At 50.9% G+C, this 21,615-nt stretch carries 16 protein-coding genes and 1 pseudogene; 12 read left to right on the top strand and 5 right to left on the bottom strand.

Annotated features, from left to right (window positions below):
• Positions 1-75: 75 nt before the first annotated feature.
• Positions 76-774, bottom strand: coding sequence for an OmpA/MotB family protein (locus ABD806_RS10060; RefSeq protein ID WP_344957475.1), 699 nt, complete (start codon positions 772-774; stop codon positions 76-78).
• Positions 767-1,576: a motility protein A gene (locus ABD806_RS10055; protein ID WP_344957473.1), complete on the bottom strand. Its 810-nt coding sequence runs from the start codon at positions 1,574-1,576 to the stop codon at positions 767-769. Before ABD806_RS10055 ends, ABD806_RS10060 begins: the two co-directional genes overlap by 8 nt.
• A 677-nt stretch (positions 1,577-2,253) precedes the next feature.
• Here ABD806_RS10055 and ABD806_RS10050 point away from each other — a divergent pair.
• From ABD806_RS10050 to ABD806_RS10000, 11 genes are all read left to right on the top strand, one after another.
• On the top strand, positions 2,254-6,099 hold the full coding sequence (locus tag ABD806_RS10050; protein WP_344957471.1) for an O-linked N-acetylglucosamine transferase family protein: 3,846 nt from the start codon (positions 2,254-2,256) through the stop codon (positions 6,097-6,099).
• Between the two features lie 10 nt (positions 6,100-6,109).
• Positions 6,110-6,880 (top strand): glucose-1-phosphate cytidylyltransferase, encoded by a 771-nt coding sequence (gene rfbF / locus ABD806_RS10045; protein ID WP_344957469.1) that lies wholly within the window; start codon positions 6,110-6,112, stop codon positions 6,878-6,880.
• Positions 6,841-7,977: a CDP-glucose 4,6-dehydratase gene (rfbG, locus tag ABD806_RS10040; RefSeq protein ID WP_344957467.1), complete on the top strand. Its 1,137-nt coding sequence runs from the start codon at positions 6,841-6,843 to the stop codon at positions 7,975-7,977. The genes rfbF and rfbG overlap by 40 nt, the downstream gene beginning before the upstream one ends.
• Positions 7,974-8,534 (top strand): dTDP-4-dehydrorhamnose 3,5-epimerase family protein, encoded by a 561-nt coding sequence (locus ABD806_RS10035; RefSeq protein ID WP_344957465.1) that lies wholly within the window; start codon positions 7,974-7,976, stop codon positions 8,532-8,534. Before rfbG ends, ABD806_RS10035 begins: the two co-directional genes overlap by 4 nt.
• The gene (locus ABD806_RS10030; RefSeq protein ID WP_344957463.1) at positions 8,531-9,754 is read left to right on the top strand and encodes a methyltransferase domain-containing protein; all 1,224 of its coding nucleotides are present in this window, start codon (positions 8,531-8,533) and stop codon (positions 9,752-9,754) included. Before ABD806_RS10035 ends, ABD806_RS10030 begins: the two co-directional genes overlap by 4 nt.
• Positions 9,751-10,860, top strand: coding sequence for a DegT/DnrJ/EryC1/StrS family aminotransferase (locus ABD806_RS10025; protein ID WP_344957461.1), 1,110 nt, complete (start codon positions 9,751-9,753; stop codon positions 10,858-10,860). The genes ABD806_RS10030 and ABD806_RS10025 overlap by 4 nt, the downstream gene beginning before the upstream one ends.
• Before the next feature lie 79 nt (positions 10,861-10,939).
• Positions 10,940-11,698, top strand: coding sequence for a hypothetical protein (locus ABD806_RS10020; RefSeq protein WP_344957459.1), 759 nt, complete (start codon positions 10,940-10,942; stop codon positions 11,696-11,698).
• Positions 11,699-11,701: 3 nt separating this feature from the next.
• Positions 11,702-13,021 (top strand): NAD(P)-binding protein, encoded by a 1,320-nt coding sequence (locus tag ABD806_RS10015; protein WP_344957457.1) that lies wholly within the window; start codon positions 11,702-11,704, stop codon positions 13,019-13,021.
• On the top strand, positions 12,984-14,126 hold the full coding sequence (locus ABD806_RS10010; protein ID WP_344957454.1) for a class I SAM-dependent methyltransferase: 1,143 nt from the start codon (positions 12,984-12,986) through the stop codon (positions 14,124-14,126). The genes ABD806_RS10015 and ABD806_RS10010 overlap by 38 nt, the downstream gene beginning before the upstream one ends.
• Positions 14,126-14,860 (top strand): WbqC family protein, encoded by a 735-nt coding sequence (locus tag ABD806_RS10005; RefSeq protein ID WP_344957451.1) that lies wholly within the window; start codon positions 14,126-14,128, stop codon positions 14,858-14,860. Before ABD806_RS10010 ends, ABD806_RS10005 begins: the two co-directional genes overlap by 1 nt.
• A complete protein-coding gene (locus ABD806_RS10000) occupies positions 14,838-15,614 on the top strand; it encodes a cephalosporin hydroxylase family protein (protein WP_344957449.1) in 777 nt (258 codons plus the stop codon). The genes ABD806_RS10005 and ABD806_RS10000 overlap by 23 nt, the downstream gene beginning before the upstream one ends.
• A 208-nt stretch (positions 15,615-15,822) precedes the next feature.
• Here ABD806_RS10000 and ABD806_RS09995 read toward each other — a convergent pair.
• The 3 genes and pseudogenes from ABD806_RS09995 to ABD806_RS09985 all read right to left on the bottom strand — a co-directional run.
• Positions 15,823-16,239 (bottom strand): annotated as a pseudogene (locus tag ABD806_RS09995) (transposase); the annotation flags it as partial.
• Between the two features lie 142 nt (positions 16,240-16,381).
• Positions 16,382-17,272, bottom strand: a complete 891-nt coding sequence (locus tag ABD806_RS09990) for a flagellin N-terminal helical domain-containing protein (RefSeq protein WP_344957447.1) — start codon at positions 17,270-17,272, stop codon at positions 16,382-16,384.
• A gap of 343 nt (positions 17,273-17,615) precedes the next feature.
• Positions 17,616-19,295 carry a methyl-accepting chemotaxis protein gene (locus ABD806_RS09985; protein ID WP_344957446.1) on the bottom strand — a complete coding sequence of 560 codons (1,680 nt, stop codon included), beginning with the start codon at positions 19,293-19,295 and terminating at the stop codon, positions 17,616-17,618.
• Between the two features lie 278 nt (positions 19,296-19,573).
• Between ABD806_RS09985 and ABD806_RS09980 the strand changes: the two genes are divergently transcribed.
• Positions 19,574-21,268, top strand: a complete 1,695-nt coding sequence (locus tag ABD806_RS09980; RefSeq protein WP_344957445.1) for an HD domain-containing phosphohydrolase — start codon at positions 19,574-19,576, stop codon at positions 21,266-21,268.
• Positions 21,269-21,615: the final 347 nt, after the last annotated feature.

Below are 21,615 nucleotides of genomic sequence, written 5' to 3'. Positions count from 1 at the left end.
TGGTTGATGCACTCGGTCGGTATGCGGGACCGAAAATTATTTTTATTTTTATCATCGGCCCGGTGGGAAAATACTTTAGGGTTCGCGCAACACCAGCTCTACCCGCCGGTTGGCTGCCCGGCCTTCGGTGGTGATATTGCTGGCCAAGGGGCGGGTATCGGCGTAGCCGATGGCACGCAGCCGGGCGTGCGCTATCTTCTCCTGCTCCAGAAAGCGCAGCACTGAGATGGCCCGCCCGGTCGACAGCTCCCAGTTGGAGGCAAAACGGCGGGTGTGGATCGGGATGTTGTCTGTATGGCCTTCCACCGAAATATCCCCCTCGAAGCTGTTCAGCACCACCAGCAGCTTGCGGATCACCGCCTCACCCTCTGGGGTCAGCTCCGCCCGCCCGCTGGCGAACAGCAGGTTGTCGGCGATGCGCAGGGTCATGCCCTCGTTGCCCTGACTGGCCTCCACCCCTTCCAGGGCCAGTGCCTTGAAGCTTTGCTGCAGGCCGTCGTACTGGGGTAATAGACCCTCATGCTGCGGCAGCAGTCCGTCGTGCAGGGGGAGTACGTCCTGCTGCCGGGTCTGCTGGCTGATGGCGGCCGTCGCGCTGGAGTTGTGCTCCTGGCCATTGCCCCGCTCGGTCAGCGCCAGCAGCAGCACGAACAGGGTGATCAGCAACGTCAGCACATCGAGGTAACTGATCAGCCAGGCTTCGGCTCCCTGCTGCTGACTGTTATCGGACAGCAGTTCATCCAGCGTCCCGTTCATCTCTTGTCGGTTAGGCATGCCTTCTGACCTCCGGGCGGGAGCCTGCACCCGACTCGCGGATCTCATCTTTATAGGTGGTCATAAAGGAATTTAGGGTTTCCTCGATAAAGGAAGGCATACGTCGCTTGGTGATCAGCGATATGCCTTCCAGCACCATGTTCATGGCGATCAGCCGTTCCTCGGTACGTCGCTCCAGCTTGACCGCAATGGGCTGGAACAGCACGTTGGCCAGCAGGATACCGTAGAAGGTGGTGAGCATGGCCACCGCCATGCGCGGACCTATGATATCCAGCTGGGCGCTGTCCATCACTTCCAGCATGTTGACCAGTCCCACCAGGGTGCCGATCATGCCGAAGGCCGGGGCATAGGTGGCCATGGTGCGGAAGATCTGGGCTTCGGCCTGCTCCCGGGCCTTGAGCCGGGCGATACGCCAGCGCAGCAGCTCGATGATCTCCTCCTCCTTGGTATTGGCGATCACCAGTTGCAGGCCGGTACGCAGGAAGGGATTGCGGGTACGCCCCAGGGCTTCTTCCACGGCCCGGACATCGCCCTTGAGCCAGAGCTTGGACATGTCCACCAGCTCCTTGATGTCATCGCGGGTATAGGTGTTCTCACGGCGGAACACCAGCCCGACCAGGCGTATTACCCGCACCACTTCCTTCATCGGGTAGCTGATAAAGGTGGCGGCCAGGGTGCCGGTGAAAACGATGGCCAGCCCCGGCAGGTTGATAAAGCTCTGGGGCGTTTCGGCGGTAAAAAACAGCACGCTGGCCAGCAGCGCCATACTGGCAAACATGCCAATAAGGGTAGAGGGGTTCATGGGCGTTCCTTGGGGACAAGACAGATGACTTTAGCTAGCTATCGGCCGGTGGCGGGTGAACTTTAGCCGGATGCTGTGCTGCGGCAGCGACGATCCGAGGGGGATGTCTGAGATTGTTGCGGGGAGAACAAGAATGTTTTATGACCACATTATCGGATCAGACCCGCTGACCGTATTGTGATCTTATACTCCCTTTTCGGGAGAGCCAGGATGAGCATTGATACCTTTCACAGCATTTTGGTGGATTAAATAACTGTTCTTAATACCGCTACCTCGACCGGGTAGCGCACGCAGATACGCCATGCACTCGTCCCTGAGGGCTCCGCTTAACGATCCCCGGTCGCTGTCTCGAGTGACCTACTATTTCGGGACAGCTATTTAAACGCGCCTCGTCAGCCTGCCCAAATCAGTTATCCCCATCTTCGATGTGCTGTTCTTGACCATCTGTGCGGTGAGTGCTGGTGCAGGCAGCGCATATCTGGACAAGGTGTTGACGGTAGAAACCCATGAGCTGAGTGAAAAACGAACAAGCGTACCCTTGTCCTGGCTTTTTATTACCCAAATAACGGGGAAAAACCACCTTTCTTCTCCCGTCCATCCATCTTGTTCTTTGATAGCATGGAAAATAGAGGAATTGTGAGTATATTGGATTGGCTAGGGGTAAAATGAATAGCAAAATGCGCCGTAAACACCATAAGGTGATCTCAAAAAGCACCACATTACCTACCGAAAAGCCCAGGAACGCGACTTTTCAGAAGCAAAATCGCTTTATGGAGCTCTATACTCAGGGATATGTGGCAGAGGCAATTACATATGCTGAGCAGCTAACCATCCAGTATCCGGATGATGCCTTTTCATGGAAGGCGCTAGGTAACAGCCTTTATAAAGCTGAGCTAAATTTGCAGGCTCTAGACGCTCTTGAAAAGGCCAGGGCGCTTGCGCCTGAAGACTACCTTATATTTAACTCTCTGGCAAAAGTGAATCAAACCCTTGGTAATCATCCTCAGGCTATCGCTGAACAACAGGAAAGTATCAGGCTCAACCCAAGCTACTCCTCTGCTCATATTGCCTTGGCTAAAATGTTTCTGGACCAAGGTAATAAAAATAAAATAACAGAGCACTTGGATGAAGCAGAAAAATTGGGTCATGATCTGGCCGAGATATTGTCAATTCGGGTTATCGCTGAATCATATAGCTTTCAGTTTCATCAGGCACTGAACAATGTCCGAACCCTGTTAAAGTTGAAGCCGAATGAAGCCATCGTGCAAAACCATGCGGCCAATATATATAAAGACATGGCTGATTTCGAGATGGCTGAACGACATTATAGCCAGGCTCTAAAGTTAGATCCAGATTATACGACTGCATATTCTGGCCTGCTCTATTGTATGCACTATAACCCCCATCGCACGCAAGAGCAGATCCTGGCGTTTGCAAAACAGTGCGCAGGGCGCTTCACGCCGAAAGAGAATGTCTCGCTCACCTCCTCTTATGATCTTACCCCAAACAAGCCGCTGCGTATTGGTATGATTTCATCAGGGTTTAAGCTGCATCCTGTCGGTCAGATGATTACCCCTGCGCTTGAGAATCTTCCATCCGATATTGAGCTCTATGCATATAGCACTAATGATAACCATGATTTCATTACGGGCAGGATTAAAAATTCAGTTAAGTCTTGGAGTGCCATTCACCATCTTAGCGACAAACAATTAGCGGAGAAAATTCAGCAGGATGGCATTGATATACTGATAGACTTGGCCGGTCATGGTGATGGCAATCGCTTGCGCACTTTTTGTATGAACCCAGCTCCAGTCAATATCAAGTGGGTTGGTGGATTAGTCAATACCACCGGACTCTCTGCTTTCGATTATTTACTATCAGATCACATCGAAACACCATCGGCCGTGGATCAATGGTATGTAGAAAAACTAATCCGAATGCCGGATGATTATATCTGCTATCTGCCGCCACCTTATATTCCAGATATCACCGCATTGCCAGCCATCTCGAATGGCTTTATTACCCTTGGCTGTTTCAATAATCCAGCCAAGATCAATCCAATTTTGCTTGCTCAATGGGCAAAGTTAATGCACGAACTGCCAAATAGCCGTCTATATCTCAAGGGGGGGCAGTATAACAGCGCCGAGGTATGTGACCGTATCCGCAATATCATGCAGGAGCATCGCATAGGTGCTGACCGACTGATACTGGAAGGCCCTTCTTCTCATAAGGAGCTGCTGGGATCTTACAACAAGGTCGATATCGCCCTCGACCCCTGGCCCTATTCCGGAGGCTTAACCACCTGTGAGGCCATGATGATGGGGGTACCTGTGGTTACCCTGCCCGGGCCAACTTTCGCCGGACGGCATTCAGCGACCCACCTAGTCAACGCCGGCATGCCTGAGCTGGTAGCCAGCGACTGGGATGAATACCGCCGTCGTGCAGTTGAACTGGCCAGCGATTGGCCCAATCTCAGCGTGATCCGTGCCTGTCTGCGCCAGATTCTATTGAAGTCACCGGTGTGTGACGGGCCACGATTTGCCAAGCACTTCACCACTGCCATGCGCGCCATCTGGCAGCGCTATTGCGAGGATAAAAAACCGGCCGCGCTTTCTATAGATAAAAATGGCCAAGCCTGGTTTGAAGGCGAAGAACGACCGGTCAAATTACCGGCACTGGTCGGTGGCGAAGACAGCGGATTCAACTTTGGCTTCCATGGGCAGATCATCACACTCGACAATGGCAGCCTGATGCTTAAGGCTCCCAACTTCTCTAAGCTGCAGGAGGGGGGGAAATTTGCGATAATCGCCTTCGATCCTGCGAATAACACCGACAATATCGAGGCACTGCAACAGCAAGGCGAACTGTACCATTATCCACTTGTAACTTTGGGTAATGGCAAAGAAACCACCTTGTATTCCTGCCTCGGTCCGGCCATGACCGCCACCCTGGAACCGCTGCCAACAGAGCGGCAATTGGCCAGCAACGAGCAGTCTACTCAGGTAACGGCAAAGCAGCCCATCGGTACCCTGCGTCTCGATGATATCGAAGGCTTGGAAAGCATCGACTGGCTGTTGCTCGACAATATGAACGACAGCCTTACTATCCTCGAGAATGGCGAGAATGCTCTGGAACATACCCTGCTGGTGCAAGCCCGGGTCAATTTTACCCCTACCCATAAACAACAGCCTGAACTGACTCAGATCAGCCACTGGCTGGCTCGCCACGGCTTCAGCTTCTACCGGTTGAATAACCTGGAGCATCGCAGCCGTTTGCCCAAACCTGATGACCTGCTCAAACAGCAGGCCAGCCAACTCACCTGCGCAGATGCCATCTTTATCCCCAACGCCAAACGCATGGAGGAGCTGACCGATAACCAGCGCTTAAAGTTGGCATTTTTACTGCACACGGTTTATGGGGTTCATGATCTGACATACAGCCTGCTAAGTGCGCATACTCCGGCTATGGCAGAACAATACCAGGCTGAAATAACGCCTGTAGTCAACAATCGCGCAGTCGCTGCTAACAAGGCAGTCACTGTGCCTCAGGCTGACATGCGTGGAAATGACAGAGCACAGACCAGTGCCGAGCTCATCGACGTAAATAAAGAAAGCAGCTCGACTGAAATAAAGAAGAATGTCACCGTTCTCAAGGCTTCAAAAAATATGGATACCCACACCCGTATCTGTATTGGTGTGCCCATTTATAATGAAGAGCTGTATATTGCTGAAACGCTCAACTCCCTGAAAGCACAAAACATCGACAACGTGCATTTTCTGGTAACAGACAATCACTCAACGGACAGAACGTTGGAAATCTGTCGCGAGATCATTGGTAACGACGAAAGATTTACCCTTATCCAGCACAAACAAAACATAGGTGCATTAGAAAATTTCAAATTTGCATTTGAAGCAAGCCGTTCTGATTATTTTATGTGGCTTGGCGGGCATGACTTCATTTCCGGTCGATATATTGAAACGGCAATCAAAATTCTTGATAAATCACCACAGATATCCATGGTATGTGGACAACCTCATGCCATACTAAACTCCGTTGATCGTGGCGTAATGAAAGAAGCCATTTATGACTTTACTGACCAAAATCCCATCAATCGTTATCTTCAATCTGTCGGTATGCTGTCTAATTGTACTGTTGTGCACTCTGTTTTTCGCAGAAGTGCACTGAGTAACTTCCAATTCCGCATAACCATTTCGGGAGATCATGTATTGATCAGCCACTTGCTTTGGCAAGGGCAACTCCGTTATATGGAAAAAGAAAAGTATTCAAGAAGATTTTTCGAACAACGGAGCTCAACACAGCCAGAACGAATCTCTGGAGACCAGCGGTACTTGAGCAGACATGATTTTTACAAATATTATTTAGACGACTTTGCCAGCCTGTATCATGAAGATGAAAGAATGTCACGGTATCTTGAAGGGAAGATTTTAGAACTGCTGGACAGACGGTGGGGACGGCAAGGTTTTATTTTTAATGACGGCTTTCAATCTTTAGCTGGCGAATAGGAATCTGCATATGAAAGCTGTTATTCTGGCAGGTGGACTTGGGACTCGCATTTCCGAAGAGACCCATTTAAAGCCAAAGCCGATGGTCGAAATCGGTGGCAAGCCGATTTTATGGCATATAATGAAAAGCTATTCCGCCTATGGCATCAATGAGTTTATTATTTGCTGTGGCTACAAGGGATACGTCATCAAAGAGTATTTTGCCAACTACTTTCTGCATATGTCGGATGTGACCTTCGATATGTCGAACAATACCATGGAGGTCCACCAGCGCTACGTTGAGCCCTGGCGGGTCACCCTGGTCGATACCGGAGAGAATACTCTGACCGGCGGACGGCTGAAACGTGTACGCCAACACCTTGGTAATGAGCCATTTTGCTTTACCTATGGTGACGGCGTCGCAGATATCAATATTCGGGCATTGATTGACTTTCATCTCAGCCACGGCAAACCGGCAACCCTCACCGCCATTCAGCCACCCGGCCGCTATGGGGCGCTGAACCTACAAGGTCATGCCGTGAATAATTTTCAGGAAAAACCCGCAGGCGACGGCGCCTGGATCAACGGCGGATATTTTGTACTCGACCCCTCGGTCATCGACTACATCGATGGAGATATGACCAGCTGGGAAAGCCAGCCACTGTCAAAAATGGCCAGTGAAGGCAATCTGATGGCCTATCAGCATTATGGATTCTGGCAGGCCATGGATACCCTGCGCGACAAAAACCATCTGGAAGAACTGTGGGCCAGCAACAATCCGCCCTGGAAGTGCTGGCCGTGAAGCAATTTGCCGATATTTATCATAACCGAAAGGTACTGCTGACCGGCCATACTGGGTTCAAGGGAAGCTGGCTGGCCAGCTGGCTGACCCAGCTGGAAGCCAAGGTCACCGGTTTGTCTCTACCGCCGGAACGTAGCCCGAATCACTGGGACCTACTGACCACCCCAACTCTCGATCTGCAGGGCGATATCCGTGATTTGCCTGCCGTCCTACAGGCATTCGACCAGGCCCGGCCCGAAATCGTATTTCATCTGGCGGCACAGGCACTGGTTCGGCGTTCTTACCAAAACCCGCTGGAAAGCTGGTCGACCAATGTGATGGGCACCGCCAATGTGCTCGAGGCATGCCGTACCACCCCAGGCGTACGGGCCGTTGTGATCATCACCACCGACAAGGTCTACGCCAATCAAGAATGGCCCTGGGGATATCGCGAAAACGATGCGCTGGGAGGACATGATCCTTACAGTGCATCAAAAGCGGCGACGGAATTGCTGGCTGACAGTTATCGGAGCGCGTTTGGGGACTCTGACTCGGCACCGCTGCTGGCAACCGCCCGCGCCGGTAACGTTATCGGCGGCGGCGACTGGGCGGAAGACCGGCTGATCCCCGATCTGGTCCGGGCCCTCGCCCAGGGCCAGCCGTTGGAAATCCGCTCGCCCCAGGCCACCCGTCCCTGGCAGCACGTACTGGAATGCCTGTCCGGTTATCTGCTGTTGGGACAGCGGCTGCTCGAAGGTGACGCCAGCGCGGCCCGGGCCTGGAACTTCGGTCCGGCCTCAGCCGACAACCGTTCGGTGCAGCAAGTGCTCACCGGCCTGCAACGACACTGGCCCGAGCTGGACTGGCAAGTCTCGAGCGCCTCCCAGCTTCATGAGGCCCGGTTGCTCTATCTCGACTGCGCCCGGGCACGTACCGAGCTTCACTGGCAGCCGGTGTGGAGCCTAGAGCAGGCCCTGGAAATGACGGCAACCTGGTACCGGCACTTTTACGCCACCGGCCGGGCCTGTACTCGAGAACAGCTGCGTCAGTATCTCGACGCCGCCCGCCAAAGCGGCCAGCCCTGGATCACGTCACCACCGGAGGCCGCGCCCGAATGAGCACCTTTACCGTGACTGAGTTGCCGCTGCCGGGCCTGAAGCGCCTGACCCGCAGCCGCTTTGAGGATCACCGGGGCCGGTTCAGCCGCCTGTGCTGCCCGATGGCACTGCAACAGGCCGGCTGGCAGGGACCGATTGCCCAGATCAACCACAGCGTCACCCAGCATGAGGGCACGGCACGCGGCCTGCACTATCAGCGCCCGCCCCATGAAGAAATGAAGCTGGTGACCTGCCTGCATGGCCGCATCTGGGATCTGGTGGTGGACCTGCGCCCCGACTCCCCCACCTTTCTGCGCTGGCACGCCGAAACCCTGGATGCCGACGAGGACGGCTCCCTGCTGATCCCCGCCGGTTTCGCTCATGGATTTCAGACCCTGACGCCGAATGTCGAATTAATCTATTGTCACTCGGCCGGTTATGAACCGGCCTTTGAGGCTGGACTACGTGTCGACGATCCGGCCCTGGCCATTCCCTGGCCGCTGGCCGTCAAAAACCTGTCGACACGGGACCAGACCTTTACCTTGATCGAATCCGGCTTTGAAGGAGTAGGTAGATGAAATGCCGCCATTGCCAGCATGAGTTAAGTTTGCCTCTGGTTGATTTGGGTGTCATGCCGCCTTCCAATGCTTATCTGACGGCGGAAGGGCTGCACAGCCCTGAGCCCAGTTATCCATTGAAGGTGTGGGTTTGTCAGCATTGCTGGCTGGTTCAAACTGAAGACTTTACCAAAGCCGAAGAGTTATTTACGGCAGATTATGCTTATTTTTCATCGACGTCTGTCAGTTGGCTGGAGCACGCCAGACAGTTTGCTTTGAAGAGTATTCAAGAGTTAAACCTTGATCAAAACAGTTTTGTTGTTGAGCTAGCGTCTAATGATGGTTACCTGCTAAAAAACTATTTGACTGCAGGTATTCCATGTCTGGGTGTTGAACCCACAACCTCAACGGCCACCGTAGCCAGAGAACAGGGCATAGAGGTCGTGTCTGCATTTTTTGGCAGGTCGCTGGCGTCAGAACTGAGCACTCAATACCATAAAGCAGACTTGATTATTGCCAATAATGTGTTGGCTCATGTGCCCGACATTAATGATTTTGTAACAGGAATCGCCTTACTGTTGGCGGACAATGGCACTGTCAGTATCGAGTTTCCACATCTCCTGAACTTACTGACTTTATGTCAGTTTGATACCATTTATCATGAGCATTACTCTTACCTGTCATTACATACTGCCTGTCATATTTTTAGAACAGTTGGATTAAAAGTATTCAAGGTGGAACAACTCCCCACCCATGGGGGCAGTCTGAGGCTATGGATTTGTCACGAGCATGATCCGAGGGAGATTCAGCCAATGGTGGCAACTCTGCTTCAGGAGGAGATGGCGGCAGGCTTGCTTTCCTCTGATAGCTACAGGGGGTTTCAAGCCAGAGTTAACAAAATTGCCAACTGTTTACAAAGTTTCCTTGCAACATGTGCACAGCATGGCCACACAGTGATTGCTTATGGTGCTGCAGCCAAAGGTAATACGTTACTCAATTATGCCGGGATTAATAGTTCGCAGCTCCCCGTCGTTATTGACACCGCTTTGTCTAAACAAGGTAAATACCTGCCTGGCAGCCACATACCTATTTTTTCACCAGACTCGCTGAGAAATATCAACCCGGATTATGTACTTGTACTGCCCTGGAATATTAGGCAGGAAATAGTTTTTCAGCTGAAATCAGTGTTAAATGAAAACACCCGCTACGTGACCATGATACCGGAATTGAGTATTGTATGAATAATCCCATTGCTTATACAAAACCGTCTATTACTGAACTTGAAATCCGTTATGTAACGGAAGCTGTGACTAATGGTTGGGGCGCGAGTTGTTATGAATATATTGAACGGCTTGAGCATCAGTTTTCCAGTTATTTAGGTGTCAATTACGCTGTGGCGACGTCCAGCTGCACCGGTGCTTTACATCTGGGTTTGGCGGCGGCGGGCATTGGGCCGGGTGATGAGGTTATTATTGCCGACAGCAACTGGATTGCCAGTGTCGCACCAGTAGTTCATTTGGGAGCTACACCCGTTTTTGTTGACATTCTGGAAGATAGCTGGTGTTTGGATCCTTCAGCTGTAGAGGGTGCAATCACTGCAAATACCAAAGCCATTATTGCTGTGCATTTGTATGGAAATCTTTGTCAAATGTCAGAATTAAAATTATTGGCAGACAAGTACAACCTGCTATTAATTGAGGATGCAGCCGAAGCGCTTGGCTCTGAATATCATGGCAAGAAAGCGGGCAGCATGTCTGATTTTGGTGTCTTCTCTTTTCATGGAACAAAAACCATGACTACTGGTGAAGGTGGCATGTTTGTTACCAATAATAGCCAACTGTACGAGAAAGTATTGACCCTCAGCAACCATGGCCGTAAGCGTGGTCAGCAGAAACAATTCTGGCCTGATGAATTGGGCTTTAAATATAAGATGTCAAATATTCAGGCGGCACTTGGCTGTGCGCAGCTGGAAAGAATTAATGAAATAATAAAACGTAAACGTGATATTTTGCATCAATACAAAAAAACACTTGCCCATTACTCAGAAATCACTCTAAATCCAGAGCCGACAGGCACCGTCAACTCAGCCTGGATGCCAACGGCTGTCTTCTCCGCAGAAAGCGGCATAACCAGAGAAAAATTACAACAAGCTTTTACGGCTGAAAATATTGATGCCAGAGTGTTTTTTTGGCCTCTCAGTCACCTCCCCATGTTTGCTCAGCCTAACGAATCATCTGTATCATGGTCTATTTGCAACAGAGCAATCAATTTGCCAAGCTATTTTGACATGACAGAAGCAGACATCCAAAGAGTTGTATCGGTAATAGAAAGAACCATGCTAGGATAACCCCTTGGAATTGGTGGCGGTTTATTTTTGCAAGTTCAAAATTTATTTAGTTGCAGTGGTAACTTGAACGGTTGTATTAATGGAACAGTCCAATCCTCAAAATTATAAAACAAATGAACATAGATATTTCTCTGAACTTCCTGAATATTTTCAGTATGCCAGTGGAAGCTTCGGTGAAAACATGCACTGTTTCACCAAGTTTTTTCCGCGTCAATCACTTGCCTATTTTATGGCACGAGCTGAAATATATAAAAATGTAGTAGCATTGCACGGCTCTGTGTTTGACTTCGGCATTTATCATGGTGGATCATTTTCCACTTGGCTACTATTGAACTCAATTTATGAGCCTTACAATCACGTCAGGAAAATTGTTGGCTTCGATTCATTCTCCGGCTTTTCTGAAATATCTCGAGAAGATATTGGCGGTGAACGTTTGGAGCTTAATAAAATCGGTGGCATGTCTTACATCAATGGTTATGAAGAAACTGTTAACGGTATTAACTTGTTAGATTTAAACCGGCCATTAGGTCATGTGAAAAATGCGTCCGTGATCGCAGGTGAAGCATCCGATAAATTCTCCGAGTACCTTTACTCACATAAAGAAACCATCATCGCCATGGCTAACTTTGGTTTGGGGAACTATGAACCTACTGTAAAAATCTTGTTTTTGTTAAACCCGAGACTACAAAAAGGAAGTGTGCTGGTGTTCGAAGGTTTAAATCAGGCAAACTGGCCAGGAGAAACCAGGAATTTATATAAAATTTTTAAATCTGAAGAAATTACACTTCAGAGATTTCCATTCTTCCCTCAGTTAAGCTATATGATTTACGGGAGTTAAGTCATGGCAAAGATTGCCATTATTGGTGCCTCGGTGGCTGGACTGACTGCGGCTGTTAAATTAAAACAGCTGGGATTGGATGTTACTATTCTTGAAAAAAAACACTCGGTAGGTGGTTTGTTTTCAAAGATAGAAACACCATTTGGCATGTGCGAGCTTGGCATGCATGTTCTTTACGTGAATGATGAACAACACGAGCTGTTGTCTGACATATTTGGTAAAGCTAATTTTATCGAACAACAAGGCGTGTATACAGATATCGGCGGCTGTTATAATCAGGATCTTTTTATCGACAGTATTTATCCGGATCTGAGAGGTCACTCCTCGCTAAATGTCATCATGGAAGACCTTTTTGATTCAGAAAGAATAATAGACAATGCTAGCAATTGCTTATCTGCATTGCAGCAACGCTTTGGACAAGCTGGTGCAAATATAATCTCACCTATCCTGGAGAAACTATGGAAATATCCAGTTGAAAAGTTAACCCCGGGAGCGATTCATTGTTATTTTGATCTGCGTCGTTTGGTTGTGGCAGATAAAACTACTTCTGATGAAATTAAAAAAGATCCAAGATTGAACAATCTTGTGGCAAATCCTTTACAGTTGCAGCCCATGGGTGAGGTTTTTAATGGAAGGAAAGCCCTGTTTTTTAGTGGAGTCTCGACTAAAAATGCTGAGGAAATAGAAAAATCCATTTCCGAACTGGGTATTAACCTGGTTCTCAATAGTGATATAAAGCTTTACGACTCATCTTTATACAATGGTTCAGAGTTGATTGCAGACAACTTTGACGCTTGTATCATCGCAAGCCCTTTAAATTCTCTTCAAAGAGAATTGGCTGACAAGCTGGATAATGCAGAGTTATCTATCTTCTATTTCAGAGTAGATCGGAGTCACTGTAGACCGATTGATAATTATTATATTGTTTGCCATGACCCACACCTCCTATCAACCAGAATAGTCAATTATTCAGCTTATAACTTTGAGAAAGTGGATCACCTGGAGGATATTGTAGCAGTCGAAGTCATTCATCCTTTAAATCATAAGCCTGATGTCGATATCATTAGCAATGAGTTAAAGCTCGTTATGAGTGGAATCATTATTATTGATTGCTATGAACTGCCACACACTCTGAAAGTCCCGATCCCATCCTTAAATAATGCTCGCTTATTGGACTTGGAAGTTTCAGCGATGCAGAAAAATTTTGTTGATAAGCCACTATTTTTCGTAGGAATGCGTACAGACAAAGGTGTGTTTTTTTCCCATCATACAATAGGAGCAGCTTATGACGCAGCATTGGCGTGTGCATCAAAATTATCTTGAGTTGGGAAACATGCCTTTTTATTGGCGGATGAGTCAGTCATCTGATCCCGTCGCGGGTATCAAACCGAGCCTTCCAGCCAGGATCAGCATCAATTCAGAATTTGATTTTCTGGAATTAATGATGTCCGACGATGAATGGGAAAACTTGGAAAAAGCATATAGTAAGAATGAAAACATAGGTTTCATTAACCCTGAATCGGGACAGTTGGATACTTATGGGAATAGTGTGAATCAATTTTTCTTGAAAGTAGCAAACTCAGTTCAACCTAATAAAATTTACGAAATTGGTTGTGGTGCCGGTTTTACAATTAACTTTCTAAAACAATTTGGTTGGAATGTTACAGGCATAGATCCTTCCGATTACTCAAAAAAATGGAGTGAAACACTAGGTTTTGAATTATTATCAACTTACTTTGATGACTTAACCCTGAATGCTGAGGCCGAGTTGATAATCTGCAATGATGTATTTGAACATGTCAGAAATGTACCTGAATTTTCTTCACAAGTTTACCGAGCTTTAAAACCGGGAGGAGTTTTTTGTTTTTCTACAACAAACTCGACGTTATCGGTTCAGATCGGTGATATCTCCATGCTTGAACATCAGCATGTAAATATGTTTACAGAACACTCCATTTTTCTCATTTTACGTAATGCAGGCTTTAATCAGATTGAGTTAAATAGAGGGGATTACGGTAACACCTTTCATGTTGTGGCCAGAAAAGTGTCAACTACACATAACAACGTGACGCAGAAAAATTTCTGCTGCACAGGTTTTTTTGAGCGGGCGGCGCATAGGCTTGAGCGTTTTTCTAAGTTTTACCATAAATTTGGCGCCCAATGTGCTTTCTATGTCCCTTTACGTTGCATTCCATACTTGGCCAGTGTTGGAGATTTTGGCGACCGTCCGGTTTTCGATTCAAATATCAAATGGACTGGAAAGTATATTGATGGTTATAAACGTCCAATATCAGGCCCAGCAGATATAGATTCAAATTCCTGCCCTCATTTCTTTATTGGCTCAATGACATTTGAAAAGCAAATCACTGAAATGCTTATTTCCCGAGATATAGATCCGAATAACATTCACCGGATAAGGGAGATCTGATGAACATTGTCATCACTCAATCTATGTTTTTTCCCTGGGTTGGTTTGCTTGAACAAATACGTTTGGCTGATGTAATCGTACACTACGACGATGTTCAGTTTTCTAAAGGTAGTTTTGTAAACCGGGTACAACTGAAAACGTCACGAGGAATGCGATGGATGACGGTACCTCTAAAGAAATTCAGTCTTGGTACCGAAATTAAAAATATTGAAACAAGCCGACACCATGATTGGCAGAAAGCACACCTTGACTTAATGGGGGAAAGTTTCTCCGGTTCACCCTTTTCTCAAGATGCAATTGAGTTGGTTCAGTCGTGTTACCAGGATGGTAATATCAGCAACATTGGACATCTTGCCAGAATATCGATGTATGGTTTGCTCGATTATTTTAATTTGATAGGTAACAAAGAATTTATTGACGTAACCGATTTGAATATTTCCGGATCCAGCAGTCTTAGAGTATTTGACATTGTAAAAATGCTTGGCGGAACCACTTATATAACAGGCCATGGTGCAGCCAGCTACCTCAACCATTCCTTATTTGAAGAAAATGGAATTAACGTTGAGTATATGAATTATCAATGTAAACATTACCCACAGAATCACGGTGATTTCACACCTTATGTCAGTAGCTTAGATTTGATTGCAAACATGGGAGCTAATGGCATCGACGTCATTTGTTCAGGAACAAAAAACTGGAAGGATTTTATCGATGAACGAAATCGAGAAATTTGAGATTGAAGTGCAAAACAATATAGATAGCCTTATGAATGACAAGGACATCCAGGCATTGTCACGGATTTGGATAAGAGAAATTATTCCCCACAAATGGGTTTATAATTTTTCTTGGTTAGGACGTCCGGCAATTCAGGTTCCAAATGATGCATGGGCGCTTCAGGAGCTGGTGTGGAAAATAAAACCGGACTTGATTATAGAGACAGGTATTGCTCATGGTGGGTCATTGATGATCAGTGCCTCATTACTGGCTTTGTTGGATTACACCGATGCCGTGGAATCTGGGAAAGTACTGGATCCAAAAAGTAGCAACCGTAAAGTCATCGGTATTGATATAGATATTAGACAGCATAATCGACTGGCGATAGAACAGCATCCATTGTCGCACAAAATTCAGATGTTTGAAGGATCAAGTATTGATCCATCGGTAGTTAACGCGGTCAAGGAAGCAGCCAAAGGATATCAGCGGATACTGGTTTGTCTGGATTCAAATCATACACATGACCATGTTCTGGCTGAGTTGGAAGCTTACGCGCCACTGGTGACGTCAGGAAGTTACTGTATTGTTTATGACACAATAGTCGAAGATATGCCGGAAAGCATGTTTCGCGATCGCCCTTGGAAACCCGGGAATAGTCCCAAATCAGCAGTTTCTGCATATCTAAATAAATGCGATGATTTTGTTGTCGACGAGCAAATGGATGCTAAGTTGCTGATTAGCGTTGCGACCGGAGGTTTTTTAAAACGCTTGTAACTGCTGCTTTAGTTTCTCGGCGTTGTTGAGCAAATCAGAGCCGGGACAGCCTGTCCCTACTGGGCCTGATGCCCTTAACTGACCGGCTGGCGAACAGGCATACCGAGTCTTATGACGTTGTGCATGACCTTGCACGCCAGCCAGGATTTCGCCGGCCTGACCGTTGTATTTACGCAGGTTGAGCAAGGTGGGCAAGACCTCGTTATCCACCATGCTTGCGCTGTTTCCATTTTCCTTCACCGAATACCTTCAGCCCGGTGGCATTGATGACTAGGTGAGTGGCAGCACCTTTGCTGGGAAGGCGGTATTGCACCGTTACCGTCCGGGCGCGCTTGCTGATGCTGCTATAACCCGGCGAGGTCAGGGATACGTCCATCAATGGAAAAATGGAGTTGATGAACCCTTCCAGCGCCCGGAACGGCAAGCCGAAGAAGGCCTTGAGCATGAGGGCGGTTTCGATGGTGCCGTCACCGTAGTGAAAGCCGCGCCCCCGGCGGCCATGGTGCTGATGACAATACCATTGCTCGATGGCTTGTTCATCGATCCAGAAGGTCAGTGAACCGGGATTGACCAAAGCCCGGTTGTACTGCCGCCAGTTACTGATGTTGTGCCGCGCTTTACCCATCTGCCTGCTCCTGAGTCCGTTCGTCAGTTGATCAGATCATGGGGGAGGCTGATAGTTCACTGATTTAGGAAACAACGCCCCATTATTTAGGTAATAAAAAGCCGGCTTGCGCCGGCTGTTATTAGCTTGGAAAACGGTATGCTTAACGCAGTAACGACAATACGCCTTGGGGGACCTGGTTAGCTTGGGCCATCACCGAGGTACCGGCCTGCTGCAGGATTTGAGCCCGGGTCATGTTGGCCACTTCCACCGCGTAGTCGGCATCCTCGATGCGCGAGCGGGCGGCAGACAGGTTGGTCGCCGTGGTGCTGATATTGTCGATGGCCGATTCGAAACGGTTTTGCACCGCACCCAAGTCGCTGCGCACATCGTCAACATTACTGATCTTTTTATCCAGAACGGCGAGTGCATTGGCATTCAAGACATCGAAGCCGAAGGACGAGACGGTACGGGTACCGCCATCGGCGGCAGCTATACCAGCAGTACCTGTGCTGGAATGCATATTCCAACCACCACCAGTGGAGTTGGCCGCGGCGGTATAACCGCTGATGTTGATATCAATGACTTGATTATCTTTGGAACCAACCTGGATGCTGAAGCTGGTGCCGGTAGATGTAGCGGAAAACAGGTCTATGCCGTTGAACTTGGACTCGGTAGTGACACGATTGATTTCGGTCAAGCGTTCGTTGACTTCCTTCTGGATGGAGTCGATATCTGCTGAAGAGTTGGTACCGTTCTGGGCTTGCACGGTCAGATCGCGGATACGCTGCAGGTTATCGTTAACCTGGTTCAGGGTACCTTCGGCGGTCTGAGCCAGAGAAATACCGTCATTGGCATTGCGCTGTGCTTGGGCCAGTCCCTTGATTTCACTCGTCATACGGTTGGCGATGGCCTGGCCGGCGGCATCGTCCTTGGCGCTGTTGATGCGCAGGCCGGAAGACAGCCGCTCCATGGAAGTAGACAGTGCTTGCTGTGATTTATTCAGGTTATTTTGGCTGATGAGAGCGGTGATGTTGGTATTGATTACTGACATAGTGATGTCCTTTTTAATGTACAGAGCCGGCGGCTCTTAGGGTTACTCTTGTTCGCCTTTCTTTGCCGTGCTCATACCGGTCTGTCAGGCTGTTACCCTTATATATCGGGCGACCAGGCTCAAGCTTTAGGGCAAAAGTGCGTTTGGTTGATTTTTTTTTTAGCCGCAGCCGGGACGTTGGCAATGGCTGCTGGTTATATCGGCGGGGGCGGCAAATCTTTAAGGATTATTGAGATGAGGGAGGGCCAGGGAATGGGGATAGGGTCCAATCATTCCTCATTCCCGGTTTACATCACCATTATCATTGGCAAGGGGGCCGGCAGCATAGGCCCCGATTAAACATTTACCACGACTGTGAAAGCATGGGTTGCCGCTCGCCCGGGCCCCTGTCCTGTAGCTGGGGGAGGGAGGGCAGATCCGGTTCGGATCGCCGGTCGTCGTCCAGTATAAAGGCGGCGAGCAGGTTGTTGAGCCGCTCCGCGTGACTACGCATGTCGGCGGCGGCATTGGTGGATTGTTGTACCATGGCCGAATTCTGCTGGGTCATGGCATCCATTTCGGCTACCGCGGTGTTGACCTGGCCAATACCGGCGCTTTGCTCCCGGGCCCCGGCGCTGATCTCACCGATCACCTCGTTGACCCGGGTCACCCGGGTTACGATTTCCTGCATGGCGGCGGCGGCGGAGCCGACCAGTTCGGCGCCGGCGCGGGTATGACCGGCCGAGGTGTCGATCAGCACGCGGATTTCCCTGGCGGCATCACCGGCACGACCGGCGAGGGCGCGTACCTCTTCGGCGACCACCGCAAAGCCCCGGCCATGTTCGCCGGCCCTGGCCGCTTCCACCGAGGCGTTGAGTGCCAGGATATTGGTCTGGAAGGCGATGCCGTCGATCAGGCTGATGATGTCGCCGATCTGGCTGGCCGACGCGTTGATGTCATCCATGGTACGCGCCACCTGGTGCATGGCGTCCTGCCCCTGGCTGGCGCTGTCGGCAGTGCCAAGCGCCAGCTGGTTGGCCTGGGCGGCGGACTCGGCACTGTGGTTGACGGTGGCGGTGATCTGCTCCATGGACGCCGAGGTTTGCTGGAGATTGGCGGCGGCCTGTTCGGTGCGTGACGCCAGTTCTTCGCTGCCCAGGGCTATCTCTCCGGCGGCGGCGTACACCTGGTTGCTGCTGGCCCGAACCGTCTGCAGGGTCTGCTGCATGCGCGCCACAAAGGCATTGAACTGGCGGGCCAGCTCGCCGACTTCGTCGTTGCTTTCCACCGTCAGGCGGCGAGTCAGGTCGCCTTCCCCTTCGGCTATGTCATGCATGGCAACGGCGGCCCGGCGCAGGGGGCGTACCGTCCTTCGTATCAGCAGTACAGCCACCAGGGTGGTCACCGCCAGCATCAGCAGGCCGGTGAGCAGGATACCGAGCAGGGCGTGCCGCAGGGAGGAGGCAGCGGCGGCCTCGGCCCCGGACATGGCCTGTTCGATGGAGGTGGCATAGACACCGGCACCCATGACCCAGCCCCATTTTTCCAGAGGCATGATATAGGAGTATTTCTGCTCTTCCTGGCGAGTATTCGGATTTTTCCAGTTATACAGGTAATAGCCGCCGCCGGCCCGGGCGACATCGAGGGTTTTCCTGACCAGGTATTCTCCGTTCGGCATACGGGTATCCAGCATATTGGTGCCCTCTTTTTCCCGGGCGTGCGGCGACACTATAGCGGTGCCCTGCTCGTCGTAGACAAACAGATAGTTGTCTCCCTCGAAGCGAACGGCGCGCAGCAGCTCGGCGGCCCGGATCCGGGCTTCGCCGTCGTCGGCAGAGGCCAGTGGGTAGAGAGGATCGATGGCGCTGGCGGCGGCTTGCACCACATTGCGTACCGCCTGTTTGCGATTTTCAATGAGGATCTCACGTTGCTGCGCCAGGCTGGCCCGGTTTTCGTCGATCCGGGAACTGGTTTCGGTGATCACCAGGATACCGGTGCTCAGCAGTAGCGGCAGCAATACCAGCAGCAGAATACGGGTTTGCAAGCTTAGGGTGCCTTTGATACGCATGAATAATATGTCTCATAGGGTTAGGTTGTGTGGCGGAAGGTATCGGCAATGAGGGGATTAACTTAATTATTGGATACAAAGTATCGATAAGATATGTGCATTATTCTTGCCTTTAGGATTCAATTGGTTCTTTTTTTGTTTGATCATTGTCCCGGAGAAACATGCTGCCTGGCAGATAACCAGTATGGCTAAAGTCATGCCTTGCGGTGCCGATAGACTGAGGTGGGTTAAACGCAGTTAAGAGAGCAGGATAAGTGCAAGCAGACAATCATTACACACCGGTTATGCATCCGGCCGACATAGAGGCCATGGTCGAGCTGCTTAGTCAGCCGGGCGGCGCCTCCTTGGCACCGGACAAACCGGACGGCAGGCTGCTGCCGGTGGTGGTGGTGGAGCAGACGCCGGGAGAAAGCCTACAGCTGGATATCAGCGCCATTCGCGAGGTGGCCGGCGAGCTGATGAGGGGTCTGGAGTTCCGCCTGCTGGGCCAGGGGCGCGAGGGCATGATACGGACGCCGATGCTGAGGTTGCGCGATTGCCATGAGTCGGAAGGTCGGCTGCACTGTTTCTGTGACTATCCGGTCTCGCTGGAGCTGATGCAGCGCCGTGAAACCTTTCGCGCCCAGCTGCGCCTAGGCATGGACGTGGGGGTGATCCTGCGCGCCGGCGAGGGCGAGCAGGCCCGCACCCTGCAGGGGGATCTGCGGGATCTGTCGCTGACCGGTTGCCGGGTTGAATTTGCGCTGTCGGCGGGGATGGCTCAGGTGTTGACCGCCTCGCCCATCGAGCTGGAGCTGTGCTTTCCCAACGGCCAGCGATTCTTGCTCAATGGGGAGCTGCGCCACCGGCACACCGACAATGACCGACAGATCATTTGCGCCGGGTTCCACTTTGCCGCGGGGTCTTCCGAGCAGGATCGTCAGCTGTGGTACTTTGTGCGTGAAATCGAGCGCGAGGCGGCCCGGGGCGCGGGGCAGGAGAAAAGCGGGCGCGCTTCCTCCGCGCTGTTTCAGGCCGATGAGTCGGCGGCCGGCCGTATCGGCAGGCGCAACCCCCAGGAATACGCGACCCCCATGGCGCGCCGGCTGGCGCGGATCGCCGGCTATCTGGACAGCCAACTGTTGGAACTGCAGCAGGACGGCAATATTGACTCGGTGCAGCTGTCGCGTCATGCGGATCGGCTGCTGGCACTGCTGGATGAAGACCGGGAGGCGCTGCTGTTTGCTACCCGCTGCATGCACCGGGAACCCCCCCTGGTCAGTCACGGCCTGGCGGTGGCGGTCAGGCTGGTGGATCTGCTCAGCCGGCAGAATATCCCCCGGGAGTTGCGCAAGGCGCTGGCGGCCAGTGCCATGGTCCATGATCTGGGCAAGATATTATTGCCGGCCGAACTGTTGCACGCCGTTTCACCAACCACCGAACAGCGCGAACAGTTCAAGAATCATGTGGCCTTGCTGTTGCCCAGGCTGGTCGAATGTCAGTGGCTGTCGGCGGCGGTGGTGGGCTCGGTGATCCAGGGGGCCAACGAGCGACTGGACGGCAGCGGTTATCCGGAGGGGCTGGCCGGCGACGCTGTGCATGAGCTGTCCCGGCTGATGGCGGTGGTCGACATGGTGGACGTCATGGCCAGGGCGAGCCCCGAGCGGCCGGCCAACTCGATCGATGCGATCTACCGGCATCTGTTGTCTCACCCCGAACAATTCGATCAGCGCTGGGTGCAACGCTATATCCAGCATTTCGGCCGTTTTCCCATAGGCACCCTGGTGCGCTACAACGGCGGTGAGCTGGCTTGGATACAGCGTCTCGATGAGCGTGGCCGGCCCAGCCAGGTACAGCTGACCGTCGAGGCGACGCCGCCCGCTCCCGGGCTGGGCGAGGTGCTGCGCAATAAAGAGTTGGCGCGCCTGGGCGCCGTCGAGGAGATAGTGACCCCGGCAATGGCGGTGTGACTCCCAGGGCACCGAACAGTTTAAAAGTTGACCACCCAAGGTAGATGAAGAGGCAACAGGGCCACCTCCGCCGACGCGCTCGGCACATGCCTCCCTGGCATGTGACGGTTGGCGGAGGCAATTCCTGTTGCCTCAGCCGAGTCCCCGGACGTCGTCTAATTGATGGTGCCAGCCGTCAATAAGGTCTCCGATCATTGGCTAATATAGCTTCGATTGAGTCTTTTTTTGTGTTAATCTGTTTGCCTGAGTTCGCAGCTACCGCTCAATTTCTCTTGTTTTTCAACATATTTTTCTTAAATGGCTAAAGCTGGCTAGTTTTTGGTCGAGAGATTAGATACTGAGCAATC

It is taken from the genome of Zobellella aerophila (assembly GCF_039539325.1).
GTDB classification, from domain to species: Bacteria; Pseudomonadota; Gammaproteobacteria; order Enterobacterales; family Aeromonadaceae; genus Oceanimonas; species Oceanimonas aerophila.
Note: the sequence above shows the minus strand (reverse complement) of the source record. Positions and strands in the feature narration are given on the sequence as shown.